General features: G+C 27.0%; 8 protein-coding genes and 6 tRNA genes. 8 read left to right on the forward strand and 6 right to left on the reverse strand.

The annotated features are described in order from the left end of the window. Positions 1–45: 45 nt before the first annotated feature. The 3 genes from ACJA28_RS01925 to ACJA28_RS01935 are packed head-to-tail and all read right to left on the reverse strand — an operon-like array spanning position 46 to position 8,758. Complete coding sequence (locus ACJA28_RS01925; protein WP_027121612.1) at positions 46–969, reverse strand: FAD-dependent oxidoreductase; 924 nt, start codon at positions 967–969, stop codon at positions 46–48. Continuing rightward, complete coding sequence (rpoC, locus tag ACJA28_RS01930) at positions 959–5,203, reverse strand: DNA-directed RNA polymerase subunit beta' (protein WP_022934510.1); 4,245 nt, start codon at positions 5,201–5,203, stop codon at positions 959–961. The genes ACJA28_RS01925 and rpoC overlap by 11 nt, the downstream gene beginning before the upstream one ends. Before the next feature lie 3 nt (positions 5,204–5,206). Next, complete coding sequence (locus tag ACJA28_RS01935) at positions 5,207–8,758, reverse strand: DNA-directed RNA polymerase subunit beta (RefSeq protein WP_022934511.1); 3,552 nt, start codon at positions 8,756–8,758, stop codon at positions 5,207–5,209. 233 nt (positions 8,759–8,991) lie between these two features. Here ACJA28_RS01935 and ACJA28_RS01940 point away from each other — a divergent pair. The 7 genes from ACJA28_RS01940 to ACJA28_RS01970 all read left to right on the forward strand — a co-directional run bounded on the left by ACJA28_RS01940 (position 8,992) and on the right by ACJA28_RS01970 (position 10,027). Further along, positions 8,992–9,066: transfer RNA gene (locus ACJA28_RS01940), tRNA-Asn, on the forward strand. A 5-nt stretch (positions 9,067–9,071) separates the two neighbouring features. Continuing rightward, positions 9,072–9,147 (forward strand) — tRNA-Glu (locus ACJA28_RS01945). Between the two features lie 2 nt (positions 9,148–9,149). Further along, a tRNA-Val gene (locus ACJA28_RS01950) sits at positions 9,150–9,225 on the forward strand. A gap of 2 nt (positions 9,226–9,227) precedes the next feature. Further along, positions 9,228–9,303 (forward strand) — tRNA-Thr (locus ACJA28_RS01955). 6 nt (positions 9,304–9,309) lie between these two features. After that, positions 9,310–9,385: transfer RNA gene (locus ACJA28_RS01960), tRNA-Lys, on the forward strand. Between the two features lie 50 nt (positions 9,386–9,435). Then, a tRNA-Leu gene (locus tag ACJA28_RS01965) sits at positions 9,436–9,519 on the forward strand. Positions 9,520–9,796: 277 nt separating this feature from the next. Continuing rightward, complete coding sequence (locus ACJA28_RS01970; protein WP_406602230.1) at positions 9,797–10,027, forward strand: NAD-binding protein; 231 nt, start codon at positions 9,797–9,799, stop codon at positions 10,025–10,027. 202 nt (positions 10,028–10,229) lie between these two features. Here the strand turns inward: ACJA28_RS01970 and ACJA28_RS01975 are convergent, their stop codons facing one another. After that, complete coding sequence (locus ACJA28_RS01975; RefSeq protein ID WP_022934513.1) at positions 10,230–11,897, reverse strand: ribonuclease J; 1,668 nt, start codon at positions 11,895–11,897, stop codon at positions 10,230–10,232. Positions 11,898–12,042: 145 nt separating this feature from the next. Between ACJA28_RS01975 and cls the strand changes: the two genes are divergently transcribed. Next, a complete protein-coding gene (gene cls, locus ACJA28_RS01980; RefSeq protein WP_022934514.1) occupies positions 12,043–13,524 on the forward strand; it encodes a cardiolipin synthase in 1,482 nt (493 codons plus the stop codon). 2 nt (positions 13,525–13,526) lie between these two features. Here the strand turns inward: cls and dnaB are convergent, their stop codons facing one another. Both dnaB and rplI read right to left on the reverse strand, forming a co-directional pair. Next, positions 13,527–14,861, reverse strand: coding sequence for a replicative DNA helicase (dnaB, locus tag ACJA28_RS01985; RefSeq protein ID WP_022934515.1), 1,335 nt, complete (start codon positions 14,859–14,861; stop codon positions 13,527–13,529). Further along, positions 14,851–15,294, reverse strand: a complete 444-nt coding sequence (rplI, locus tag ACJA28_RS01990; protein WP_022934516.1) for a 50S ribosomal protein L9 — start codon at positions 15,292–15,294, stop codon at positions 14,851–14,853. Before rplI ends, dnaB begins: the two co-directional genes overlap by 11 nt. Between the last annotated feature and the right edge of the window lies 1 nt (position 15,295).

Raw genomic sequence — 15,295 nt, forward strand, 5'->3', positions numbered from 1 at the left:
AATTTTTTACTTTTTAAATCATTTTATTGGAGTAAATTGTAGAAATTAATGCTTTTTAATTTTGTTTGCTAGTAATTTTCCACAAATAGCACCATCAGATGCTGCTGTTACAATCTGTCTTATTTGTTTCTGTCTAATATCTCCTATTGCATAAAGTCCTGGAATAGAAGTTTCCATATTTTCATTAGTTAAAATATATCCATTTTCATCAAAAATTGGAAAATCTTTAATAAATTCATTTGATGGAATTGATCCTATATATGGGTATAAATGATTAATTTTAAGATTTTTTATTTCTCCATTTTGTTTATATTTAATTTCTTCGAGTTGTTTTTCACCAATCAACTGAACAATTTCAGATTGATATAAAACTTTAATATTTTTTATATTTTCAACTTCTTTAACTAAACCAATTTCTGCTTTTGGTTTATTTTTTCTCACGAAAATATAAACTTCTGAAGCGACTGAGGAAAGATAAATTGCTTCTTCAAAAGCACTATCTCCACCACCAATTATAGCCGCTGGTTTCCCTTTGTATAGTGATGCATCACAAATAACACAATAGGAAACTCCTTTATTTTCATAATAATCAATTTTAGGAATATCAGGTATTTTATTATTCATTCCTGTTGCAATTACTAATGCTTTTGATTGAATAATTTTTCCATCTTCTAAATATATTAAAAAGTGGTTATTTTCTTTTCTGACTTTTATTACATTACCAAAAATATGTTTTGCACCAACTTTTTTAGCATGATTCAACATTCTTAATGACAGTTCGAAACCCTTCACTTCCTCATCACCAGATCAATTTTCGATAGTAAAAGTTTTTGTCATTTTTCCACCAGGAGCACCTTTATCAATAAAACAAACATCTAGGTTTGCTCTAGATGCGTATATTGCACAAGTTAATCCTCCGGGACCGGCACCAATTATTGCAACACTAAATTTAATTAAATTATTTTTCACTAAAAAACTCATTCAAGTCTAGAAGATCATATTTTGAATCTTGTTCATAATTTGAAGAAGTTCCAACAGGAATTTTATGTCCAAGAATAATATTTTCTTTTAACCCTTCTAAATTATCAACTTGATTTGAAATTGCTGCATGAACTAAAATTTTTGATGTTTCTTGGTATGAAGCTGCTGCTAAGAATGATTCAGATAACAATGGAGTTTGTTTTGCTCCTTTAATTACTACTGTTCCATATGGTGGTTTTTTACCTTTTATAATAAGTTTTTTAGCTTCTTCTTGATATGTAAAAATATCTTCAATTGCACCAACAAAGAAACTTGAATCGCCTGCATCAGTAATCACAACTTTAGACAACATTTGTCTAATAATAATTTCTATATATTTATCTGAAATTGCAATACCTTGCATACGATAAATTCTTTGAATTTCTTTTAATAAATAATTTTGAACAACTCTTGGAGAAGTTAATCTTAATAGATCTTTTAAAATAATTGGACCATCTGTAATCTTTTGTCCTGGAACAACATTATCGCCAACTTTAACTCTTTTTCTAACGTTAGATGTAGTTTCATATTTTTCAATTGATTTAATACCATTTTCATTTGTATATTCTAGTTCTATAATCTCAACATTTACTTGATTATAATCTGGTTTAATTGAAACTATTTTTCCTGTTCTATTAGCAATAATTGCTGTACGACCTCAAGGCTTATCATAAGCATCAATTAATTCAATTAAACGACCAAAACCACCTGTAATATCTTCAACGCCAGCAACACCACCTGAATGGAATGTACGCATAGTCAATTGTGTCCCTGGTTCACCAATTGATTGAGCTGCAATAATACCTACAGCCTCACCAATTGAAACAACTCTATTTGTTGATAAATCTTTACCATAACATTTTTTACATACACCATTTTTGGTGTGACAACCTAAAATTGAACGAATATCAACTTCATTAATTTTTGCTGCAACTATTTTTTTAACAAGTTCTGGTGTAATTAATGTATTTTTTTCAATAATCATTTTTCCATTTTTATCAACTATTGGACTATTTGTAAATCTACCTTCAATACGTTCTTTAAAATCTACAATAATTTGTTTTGTTCTTGAATCAATAATTGATTTAACAACATAACCAAAATCTGATCCACAATCTTCTTCTCTTACAACAATTGATTGACCAACATCTACTAATCTACGTGTTAAATATCCAGATCTAGCAGTGTTAAGAGCAGTATCTGTTAATCCTTTTCTAGCACCGTGTGTTGATGAATAGAATTCATATGCAGAAAGTCCATCTAAAAATGATGATTTAACAGGAACTTCAACAACTGAATAAACTCCACGTTCATTTTGAGCATCAGCTTTTAATTGTTTTGTATTATTTGCCATTAAACCACGAATTCCTGCTAACTGAACTAAGTTAGAAATATTACCACGAGCTCCTGAATTTATCATCATATGGATTGGATTAAAAGGATTTTCTTTTATTTTTTCATCAAGATTATCTTGAATTCTTTGTTTAATTTCGGTTCATTTTTTAATTGTAAGTGTATATCTTTCATAATCAGTTATTAAACCTAATTGGAATTTTTGTTTCAACTGGTCAACATAAGCATTACCCTCAGCAATATTTTCTTTCTTGTTATCAGCTGAAATAACATCAGAATAAGAAATTGTTATACCTGAAATAGTTGAATATTTAAATCCTAATTCTTTTATTTTGTCCAACACATGAGCAACTTGATTTGTGTAATTAAATCAAACATTTTGTGTAAGAGCAACTTTTTCATTTTTTTCAAGTTCTCTTACAACAGAACTTTCAAAATTATGTTGTTTTTTATTTTCAATTTCAATTTGTTTTAAAATCAATTGATAATCTTTAATTACTAATTTTGCAAGAATTTTTGCATGATGTTTTGAAATTAATTTATCTGGAACTAATGATTTAATTTTTTGAAATTGTTTTTCGACATATGAAGAGTTTTTAATCAAATCATTATTTAAATGTTTAATAACTGAAGCAACTTGTCTAATAGAAGTATTAGCAACATAAGTTTCAAAAAATCTTCTTATTATTTTTGCAACTGACTTCTTAGTAAATGGTTGGTTGATTTCTAATTTTTTAATAACTTCTTTGATATCTGAACCCAACGAAACAAAATATTTATCATTTTTATCTTCTAATGATTCATTAGAATTATCAAAGATAAATGGCATATGTTCTGGCATAACATTATTAAAAATAAATTTACCTACTGTTGAAATAATGCATGAACTTGCTCTTTTTTCATTTTCTTTAGCTAATTCAGGTTTAATTGATGAGTAAGGAATTGCAATTCTGGCATGCAAATCAATCTCTTTATTTTGATAAGCAATCATCATTGAATCAAAATCAGAAAAGAATTTTCCTTCACCCTTTTGATTTTCTTTTTCTAAAGATAAATAATACAATCCTAAAACAATATCTTGAGATGGGTTAATAATTGGTTCACCATCTTTAGGTCCCAAAATATTTTTATTAGCCATTATTAACTCACGAGCTTCATACATTGCTTTGTCACTAATTGGAACATGTATTGCCATTTGATCACCATCAAAATCAGCATTGAATGCTGTTGTAACTAATGGATGTAACTTAATAGCTTTACCACGAATTAAAACTGGTTCAAAAGCTTGAATTGAAAGACGGTGTAATGTTGGAGCACGATTTAATAAAACTGGTTTGTTTCTAATTGCATTAGCAACATGTGGTCAAATAATTGGATTTAAATCATCGATTAATTTTTTAGCACCTTTAATTGAAGTTGTAACATCTTTCGAAATTAATTCTTTGACAATTCAAGGTTCAAATAGCTTTGTAGCCATTTCACGAGGAACACCAACTTGATGCATTTTTAACTCTGGACCAACAACAATAACTGAACGACCAGAATAATCAACACGTTTTCCAAGTAAATTTTGTCTAAATCTTCCTTTTTTACCTGTTAAAGCATCAGCAATTGATTTTAATGGACGATTATCTTTTGAAACAACTTGATTTGAAGTTCTTTTTGCATTATCTATCAAAGCATCAACTGCTTCTTGAATCATCCGCAATTCATTTTGAAGAATTAAAATTGGAGCATCTGATTCTTGTCATTTTTTCAATCTATTGTTTCTAATGATAATTCTTCGATATAATTCATTAATATCTGAAGTTGAATGACGTCCACCATCTAATTGGATAAGCGGTCTCAAATCAACTGGAATAACTGGAAGATTATAAATTAGCATATCTTTTGGATGTTGTCCTGAAGATATAAAAGAGTTAATAATTTTAATTCTTTTATACAATTTTTCTCTTTGTTGAATTTTTGATTGTTTTCCTTTTTCTTTATCTGCAGCAATTTGTTTTGTTAATTTTTGAATTTCAGCTTTAACTTCTTTTCTAGCTTCATGTAAATCAAAATTTTTCAATAAAAATTCAATTGCTTTTGCTCCTGAATCTATTCTTGCATCTGAATATTCTTCTATTATTTCATTCAATTCATAAAAATCAATACCGTAATCTTTACCTTCTTTTGAAGTAGCTCTTTCTTCAAGATCTTCAATAGCTGTAGTTATTTCTTTATACTCATTTGAATCAACATCAAATTTATCTCTAATTTCCATTAAAGCATCTCTATAAATAACAGCAGCTTCATTAATTTCAATAATTAAATTTTTAGGCAATGACTTTAAACCACCTGATTCTAAAACAATATGCGATTTATAATAAATAACACCTTCAAGAGAAACTCTTGTTTGACTTTTATCTGTATCTCCAACTTTTAGACCCAATAACTTAGTAATAATTGAATTGTCAATTTTAAAGAATCAAAAATGAACAACAGGAGAATTTAATTTAATATGACCCATTCTACTTCTACGTGATATTTTTGGCAGAATTTCAGGTTTTTTTTCTTTACACAATTCTGTAGCTTCACAAAACAAACCTTCAGAAGATCTTTTATATTTTTTAGCACAAATTGGACATTTATAGTCAATAACTGGACCAAAAATTAATTCATCAAATAAACCATCAGGTTCTGGTTTATAAGTCTTATAATTAATGGTTTCAGGTTTAGTAACTTCACCATGAGATCATTCTAAAACATCTTCAGGAGTCGCAATACCAAGCGAAACTTTATCAATTTTATTTTCTTCAATATCATAATATTTTCTTGAAACTATAGCCATTACCTAATTTCCTCCCATGTTATCTTTTTTACTAATATTTTTTTCATGAACATCCAATTTAATTCCTAATCCACGTAATTCATAGGCTAGAACATTGAAAGACTCAGGAGTACCAGCAGTTGGTAACTCTCTACCTGTTGCTAAAGCATTATAAAGTTTGTTTCTTCCACTAATATTGTCTGATTTATAAGTTAACAACTCTTGCAAAATATTTGTTGCTCCGTGAGCTTCTATAGCTCAGGTTTCCATTTCACCAAATCTTTGACCACCATTTTGTGACTTACCACCCAAAGGTTGTTGTGTAATCAATGAGTAAGGACCAACAGACCTTGCATGCATTTTATCATCAACCATATGTGAAAGTTTTAACATATACATTACACCAACAGCAACATCATTATCAACAACTTCGCCAGTCACTGGATTATATAATTTTTGTTTTCCTGATACAGGTAATTTAGCTTCTTTTAAAACGTTTTTAATATCTTCAGTTTTAACTCCATCAAAAGAAGGACAAGCAAACTTAACACCCAATTTTTTACCAGCATATCCAAGATGTAATTCAAGTATTTGTCCTAAATTCATACGTGAAGGAACACCTTGTGGATTTAAACAAATATCAACTGGTGTACCATCTTCTAAATGTGGCATATCTTCTTCTGGTAGAATAACTGAAATAACTCCTTTGTTACCATGACGTCCGGCTAGTTTATCACCAACTTTAATTTTTCTTTTTTGAGCTATGTAAACTTTAACAATCTTATCAATTCCATCTTCTAGCACGTCACCTTGTTCTCTTGAAAGAACTTCAACATTGATAACTGTTCCAGCTTGTCCGTGCTTTACTTTTAGTGAAGTATCTTGTAAATTAGAGTCACGAGAACCAAAAATTGCAGCCATTAATTTTTCTTCTGGTGTAGGATTGTGTTCACCTTTTGGTGAAACTCTACCTACTAATATATCGCCAGCCGAAACTTCAGATCCAACTACAACAATACCGTTTTCATCTAAAAATCTTTTTGAATATGTCGAAGTGTTTGGAATTTCTGCAGTTAACTGATCATTTCCTGTTTTTGATGTTCTAAATTGAATTGTTTGCTCTTCAATATGAATAGATGTTAATACATCATCTTTAACTAATTTTTCATTAATTATGATTGCGTCTTCATAGTTATATCCATTTCAAGTTGAAAAAGCAACAAGTAAATTCTTACCTAAAGCCATTTCGCCATCTTTAAATGAAGAACCATCTGTTAATAAATCATCTTTTTCTACTTTATCATTTAATTTAACAAGTGGTCTTTGGTGAATTAATGTTCCTTGATTTGATTTTTCGAATTGTTTTAAGTTATAAACAATCACTTCATCTGAATCTTCAGTTTTAATTTTGATTTTAGTTGAATCTACAAAAACAACTCTTCCAGATTTTTTTGCTTTTAAATTACCTGCAGAAAAACTTGCAATTGAAGCTTCAATTCCTGTACCAACAATAGGCGCTTCAGGATTTAACAATGAAACTGCTTGACGTTGCATATTTGATCCCATAAGAGCACGATTAGCATCATCGTTTTCTAAAAAAGGAATACATGAAGCTGCTATTGAAGTCATTTGTCTTGAAGCAACATCAATAAAATCAACTTCTTCTGGTTTAACAATAATAAAATCATGATTTTTTCTAACTGTTACAAGTTTATTTGTAATTTTATTTTTTTCATTAACTGTTACAGTTGACTGAGCAAATGTAAACCCATATTCTTCAGAAGCAATTAAATAAATAGGTTTTGAATAATCGACAACACCTTTATTAACTCTGTAATACGGGGTTTCTAAAAATCCGTATTCATTGATTCTAGCATAAACTGCTAAATTCAAAATCAATCCAATATTTGGACCTTCGGGAGTTTCTATTGGACAAATCCTTCCATAATGAGTTGGGTGAACATCACGAACTTCAAATTGAGCAGTATCTCTATTAAGACCACCAGGACCCAAAGAAGTAATTCTACGTTTGTTTGAAATTTCTGATAATGGATTTATTTGATCCATAAATTGTGATAATTTTGATGAATTAAAGAAAGACTTAAATTGATTATAAACTGGTTTATTGTTTGTAACGTTTTTAGGTGTAATTTTATCAATTTCTTTAGACGCCATTCTTTCTTTTGTATTTCTTTCGACTTTTGTTAGCGCAATTTTAAATTGATTTTGTAAAAGCTCTCCAATAAGTATGATTCTTTTGTTAATTAATGAATCTGGATCATCATCCATACCAATTCCTTGAATTAAATTGAAATAGTATGATATCGAAGCAATAATATCTGAAACCAATAGTATTAGATCGTCATCATTTTGATTATTTCCAATAACTAAAGTTGGTTCTTCATTTCTTTGATATTTTTGCTCATTTGCATGAACTTTAATCATTGCAACTTTTACTTTATTCTTTAATTTTGGATTATTAGTTAACATTTTCCCATAAACAACTTCAGGTTTAATATCAGGAATTGTAGTTAGTTTTATAATCTTATCTTTAAATAATTTATCTACAAGTTGAGCATCTTTAGCACTGAACTTATGACCTTTTTTAAAAATAACTTGTCCAGCCACAAATTCTTCATTTGTTTCATCTGCTTTTAAATCTTCTGCTAAGATTGTGTCAATAATTCTATTTGATAGTCTTAACTTATTATTTAAAACATATCTTCCTGTCTTTGATAAGTTATATCTTCTTTCATTAAAAAATAAATTTGGTAACAATGAATTGACAGATTCTTTTGTTACACGATCACCTTTTCTTATTATTTGATATATTGATTCAACTGAATCATATTGTGTTTTGGTTTTTTCCCTTTTAAAAGTTTCTTGAAGAATATCTGATTTTCCAAATAAGTTAATAATTGTCTCTTTTTCAAGTCCTAAAGCTCTTAAAAAAGTTGTTAAGAAGATTGATTTTTGTTTATTTATTTTTACTTTAACAGAATCAACTGAATACCCTGTCACTCTATGAAAAATTTCAATTCATGCACCCATTTTAGGTATGAATTCTAGTTTATTAAATAAGTCATCAGTTTGTTTATTTCTAACAGATAGACCATAATAAGCTCCTGCTGATCTAATCAATTGAGAAACAATATTTTTTTCAGAACCATTTACAATAAAAGAGGCAGAAGAAGTCATCAATGGAACTTCACCAAATAAAATTTCGTCTTCTTTAATTTCGCCTGTTTCAATAATTGTTTTTCTTAATTTAGCAAAAATTTTAGCACTATAAGTAGAACCTTTTTGTTTTGCCTCTTGAATCATTGTATATTCATTTTTAGGTTTATCAATTCTTATAGATTTTTTAATGTATTCAATTTGAATTTTGTCATTATTTGATTTAATCGGATATATTTCGTTAAATGTTTCTTCCAAACCTTTTTTTAACAATCATTCAAAAGAATCTTTTTGCATTTGCAAAAGATCTTGAATTTCTAACTCATGCTTTGTAATTGAATAATTTCTACGTTCAGTTATTGGACCATATTTTGACACTTTATAATTTTCTTTACTCATCAAAACCCCTTAAAAATAATCTTAATTTAAAGACAAAAAGATTAGAAAACAAAGAATGACCATATTTGTCATTTTCTGTCCTCACAATCTCCCGCTTGATTTTGTCCCTACATTTTAGCATAAAAGGCGACAATTAAAGTAAATTTTTTTTGATTTTTATTTACTCGTATTGTATAATTAGAAAACATTTTGGTTTTTGAATTAAAAGCTAAAATTGAATTTTTTCAAAAAATGCCGACATAGCTCAGCGGTAGAGCAGCTGGCTGTTAACCAGTTGGTCACAAGTTCGATCCTTGTTGTCGGCGCCATTTATGGCCTATTGGTGAAGCGGTTAACACACATGGTTTTCATCCATGGATTCACGGGTTCGAGTCCCGTATAGGTCACCATTGGAAGTTTAGCTCAGCTGGGAGAGCATCGCCCTTACAAGGCGAGGGTCATGGGTTCGAGTCCCCTAACTTCTACCATTGCCGTTTTAGCTCAGTTGGTAGAGCAACTGACTTGTAATCAGTAGGTCGTAGGTTCGAGTCCTATAAACGGCACCATTTTAGGCGCCCTTAGCTCAGTAGGTAGAGCAACTGGCTTTTAACCAGTGGGTCAGAGGTTCAAATCCTCTAGGGCGTACCATTTGTTGAAAAACACCGTATTAAACTATCAAAAAATATTTTGATAGCAATGCGCGAGTGGTGAAATTGGCAGACACGCAAGTTTTAGGCACTTGTACCTTCGGTGTGAGGGTTCGAGTCCCTCCTCGCGCACCATATCACTTGATTGACTTTTTATAAAATAAAAGTTGGATAAGAAAATCCAACTTTTATTTTAACTATACTTAAATAAAAATTAAATTGCTACATTTTTTATATAGCAAAAAACCAAACTTTACTTTGAAAATAGTATCTAGTTTTTATTATAAAAAATTGAAAAGAATATATCTAAGTTGAAAAAATATAATTCTATAATTATTGGTTTTTGGTAAAGCAGGAGAAACTCTTGCTTTTGATTTATCGAAAAATTATCAAGAAAAAATTGCATTAAATAATTGGTGCGAGTTATATTGGTTGTGAATTTGCTTATATGTACAGTGATTTTGGTTCAAAAATTACTTTAATAGAAATATCAGATTATTTTCTACCAAAAGAAGAAGAAATTATCGTAGAAACAATTAAAAAACATTTTGAAAACAAAAAAATTAATCTTATAACTAGTGTCAAAATTACAAAAATTAATTTGCTAAAATGGAATTTCAATTGAAATTGAAATAAAAAATAAAAAACTAGTTTTAAAAGCAATAGTAGGACTTAATTTTAGGTGTTCATTTATTAGTTAAAGAATCTTTTGAAATTATTAATATTATTAAAAAAGCAATGGATAATAAAATTAAATACACATACATAAAGAATCAAATTTTACTCATCCTACAATTAGTGAAGCATTAAAACGATTTATTTGATATGTAGCAATTTCTTGTTTTTTAAATTTCAGTAAACGAAACAACAATCATAGGTTCTTTATTGGTTAATTCAAAAACTTTTTTACGTATTGATTTTTTTAATAAATTTTGAAATTGAGTTGAATTAACCTTTAATTGCTGATCATCATTTAGAATTATTTTATTATAAATACTTACCAAATTATTTTTTATTATTTCATCAACTTCATCTCTTTCTTCGCTTGTAATAACACCAATATATTTAATATCTATATCATCATATATTTTTTTATTTTTTTTGTTTGTCAATACTGAAACAATAATAACTCCATCACGAACTAGTGTTTCTCTTTCAAAAATTACTTCTCTTGAAATATCTCCAATTCCAAAACCATCAATGATAATATCACCAACATTTGAAATTCTTCCTTTTTGTGAAACTAACTCATCTCCTTTAAAATGAACTAATTTTCCATTTTGTAAAATTACACATCTTGATTGAGAAAAACCTGAATTAGATACTTCTCTAATTGCAACTGACAAATATCTAAACAATCCTTGAATCGGCAAAAAATATTTAGGTTTTAAAATATTTACAACATCAATAATATCTTGTTTAGTTGGTCGACACTGATAAAACTTATCTTCAGAAATATCTGTAATTTTTGGGGTTATTCTTGCTATTTCATCCAGAACATAAGAAGATTCGGTTTCTTGACCATTAATTGGTGGAGCAATCATAACAAAATGATCAGTTTTATTAAATTTCAAATAAACATCATTGTTTTCAGTGATTCTTACAAATCTTTTAAACAATCTTTCGACAGTACCAGAAACAATAATTACTACATTATTATCGTGTTTTGAAATATATTTATAATCTAAGATTTTAGGTAATTTTAAATTAGGATTATTTTTATGAAGTAGCTCTAACAATTGATGATAAGAACGACCATAAGTTACTATATCACGATCATATTTTAACGCCATATCTAAAACTTGATGTAGCGTTGCCATTTCTTGATCATAAGCACCAATAATAATTCTCTCTGTTTTAGGTGTTTCAGAAAAAATTTGTTCTAATTCTTTAGTGATATCAATTTTTTGCGAAGATTTACCATTAAAATTAGACATTCCAGAATCTAAAAATAAACCGATAATTTTTGGATAATTTTTCTTAATATTGTTTAAATCCGTTTTTCCATAAACACCTAAATCACCATCTACAAAATTTGATAAAAATAAATATGATCCTTCTTTAATAGTAAAACTAAAACCTATTGTTCCAGGCAAAGCTCCAGCAAGTGGAATAGATTTAATTATTGTATTGTTAATTTTTATTCCTTCCTCAGATAAAATGTTTATTTTAATTTGTTTAGGATTAATATTATATTTTGACATTCTTTCTAGTATTGGTTCTTTTGAAAAGAAAGAACAATAAATAGGAATATCTGGAATTTCCATCATTAATCACGGAAGACCTGATAAAGAATCATTTTTAGTATCTGTAATAAAAATTCCTTTTATTCTTTTGGATTGTTGTTTCAAATAATCATAATCTGGAATTAAAGTATCAATTCCATATGAAGATACGATAGGAACTTTAGTTCCATAATTGACAACAAATATATCATTTTCAATCTCTAGAACATAAGAATTTTTACCATTTTCATCTAAACCACCTAATGCAAAAAACTTAACATCAGTCATAAATTCTCCTTAAAAGATTTTCTAATTATTTTTTTAAAACAAAATGTCTAAATTTGAAAATCATTTTATCAAAATTTCATTATCACTTTTAACAAAATATGTTTTGTTTTAGTTATATTATAAATAATTTATAATAATTTTAACCATGAAAAAATACAAATGATTAATTGTAGATTTTTTAACTATATCTTTTATCATTAGCATAACTACTATATTTGTTGCTTTAGGTAAATGAGATTGAAAATGATGTTCAATATTTTTTATTATTAGTTATTTTCTCAATTCCATTTTCGTAATTTTTTCTCTTGCAAATAATGATAATCCAAGAGAAAAGTTGTCTTGAATTTTTTTTATGATATGCATTCCATGTATTGGCTTAATTTTTTATTCGCTTTTTAGAATTAGAAAACAAGTTGGTATTTCAATTGAAGAATTTAATAATGAATTTGATGAGTTTAGAATTAATAAATTTGTTGATGAACAAAATCAAAAAATTAATCATATAGCTAGATGAGAATCTTCATTAGTTAAAAAAAATTTATATGAAACTAATTTAAAAATTTTTAATCATGGCTATGAAGCGTATGATCAATTATTAAAAGATATTAAAAAATCAAAAAAATACATTCATATTGAAATGTATATTTTGAAAATATCTGAGATATATGAAAAATTAAAACATCTTTTAATTAAAAAAGCAAAAGAAGGTATTGAAGTTAGAATTATTTTTGATCGTTTTGGTTCATGAAAAGTTCCTATTGATGAATTTAAAACTTTAAAAAAACATGGTATTAAATTGTGTTTTTTTAACGTGCCTATTTATCCATATGTAAGAAATACGGACAACAGAAGATTGCATAGAAAATTTTTTATCATCGACGGAGAAATAATCCATTTTGGAGGATTAAATATTTCAGATGAATATTGTTCTTTTAGTACAAAATATGGTTATTGAGCAGACTCTAACTTTTCAATGACAGGAAAAGTTATCAATGATTATGAAAGTATTTTTTTATATGATTGATTTAAAATAACTAAAGAAAAATTAAATAAAAATCAATATAAAAACAACATTAATGAGACTAAAACTAATGCATCAATTTTAAACTTTCAAGAAGGTCCTATTCTAAACACATCATATCTTGAAGATTCTTTAAACTATTGAATTAATAACTCAACTAAAATTATTAGAATCGCTACACCTTATTTTATTCCTACAGATTCAATTTTAAATTCGTTAAAAAATGCATTAACAAGAGGTGTTCAAATAGAAATATATATTCCAGGTAAGCCTGACAAAAAATTTACATACAAAGCAACATTATTTTATTCAAACAAACTAATTAAATATGGTGCAAAAATATTTATTTATGATAATACTTTTTTACATTCTAAATTTGCAATTTTTGACGATTTTGCTTATGTTGGAACAAATAATTTAGATATGAGATCATTATATACAAATCACGAATCTATTAATCTTTTATTTGGTAAAGAAGTAATTAAACATCTAAACAAAATATTTGATACTTATGCTCAATTTTCAACTATTAAAACTTATGAAAAAACTTGTTTCAAAAAATTAATTAAAACTTTTTTATTTAAATTAACTTCACCATTAATGTAATTTTAATTATTTAACTCTTCATGCTTAAATGTTGTGAATTTCCCTGTTGCCGAATCAAATAAAAATTCTATCGTTCCAATAGAACCATTACGATGCTTTGCAATATTTAATTCTGTTAAATGTTTGTTTTTTGGTTTATCTTCTTCAGAATTATTCTTATTATAATAATCATCACGATATAAAAAGGCAATAATATCAGCATCTTGTTCGATAGAACCAGATTCCCTTAAATCAGACATCATTGGTTTTTTAGATTCTCTTTCTTCAACTCTTCTATTTAATTGAGATAAAGCCAAAATTGGAATATTCAATTCTCTAGCCAATTGTTTTAAAGAACGAGAAATTTTTGATACCTCTTGTTGTCTGTTCCCATTATATGAATCAGTTGGGATTAATTGCATATAATCAATAATAATTAAATCTAGTTGGTTTTTATCTTTCAATCTTTTTGATTTTCAAATAATTTCATTTAATTTAATTGATCCAGAATCATCAATAAAAAAATTTTTATTTTTTAATTTATCATAAGCAATTAAAATATTTTCTTTTTCTTCTTTAACTAAATGTTGAGGTTCTTTAAATTTATAATTATTTACATGAGATATAGCTGATAACATTCTTTGAATAAGTTGTTCTGCTGGCATTTCAAGAGAAAAAAAAGCCACAGATTTATTTGCTAATAAAACTATATTCATCGCAAGATTTAAAGCAAATGCAGTTTTCCCAACAGATGGTCTAGCAGCTAATATAATTAAATCTCCTTTTTGTAAACCAGTGGTTATTTCATCTAACTTAGGAAAACCGGTTTTTAATCCTTTAATTTCTTTTTTGTTAGATAAAACTTCTTCAATAACTTTTTTAGCTACATCTCCACCTTTTTGAAATTCACTTGAGATTTTTCGATCTTCAATTTTAAACAAATCATTTCTTAAAGATTCAATCAAAGTATCAGAATTGTTTGCGTTTATTTCTTTTAAAGAATTTTCTAGTGAATTTTTAAGACGAATTTTTGCATGATTTTCGCTAATTGTTGATAAATAAAAATTAAGTGAAGAAATAAAGCCTGCTTTATTTAGTAAAGTATTTAAGTATTCATGAGTTAAAACATTTGTTAATTGATAATCTTTTACATACTTATTTATTATTAAAATATCAAATTCTTTAATGTTGTTATCAAAAAAATATTTAAACATTTCAAAAGCTTCTTGATTTTGTTTAGTCAAAAAATAAGATTTATCTAAAAAAACAAAAACTTGACTTAATTTATCATCAAGTTTTTGATTTGTTAATATTAATCCAAGCAAAGCTTCTTCAATATCTCTGATATTATTTTCCATATATCCCTTTTACATTAACTCTTAATTCTGCTTCCACATCTTTAAATAATTTTATTTTAATTTTTGTTATTCCTAATGAAGTAATCAAAACATGAGGTATTGTATGTTTTTCTAATTTGAAACCTTTTTCAGCTAAAGCCTGAGAAATTTTCTTAGATGAAATAGAACCGTGAATTATATCGTTTGTTACTTTTAACTCAAAATTTAGAATTAATTTTTCTATTTCTGTTTTTAAATTCAAAGCATCATTTTTTTTAATTTCAAATTCTTTTTTTTGTTGTTCTTTTTTTATTTCTAATTTTTTTCTATTATTTTCATTAAGTGGTAAAGCATAACCATTCTTAATTAAAAAATTTGTTCCAAACCCATCTGACACTTCTACTACTTCATCAACATTATATTTTTGATATTTTTTTATCATTATCACTTTCATT

This window comes from Mesomycoplasma moatsii, assembly GCF_045276915.1.
Taxonomy (GTDB): Bacteria; Bacillota_I; Bacilli_A; order Mycoplasmatales; family Metamycoplasmataceae; genus UBA710.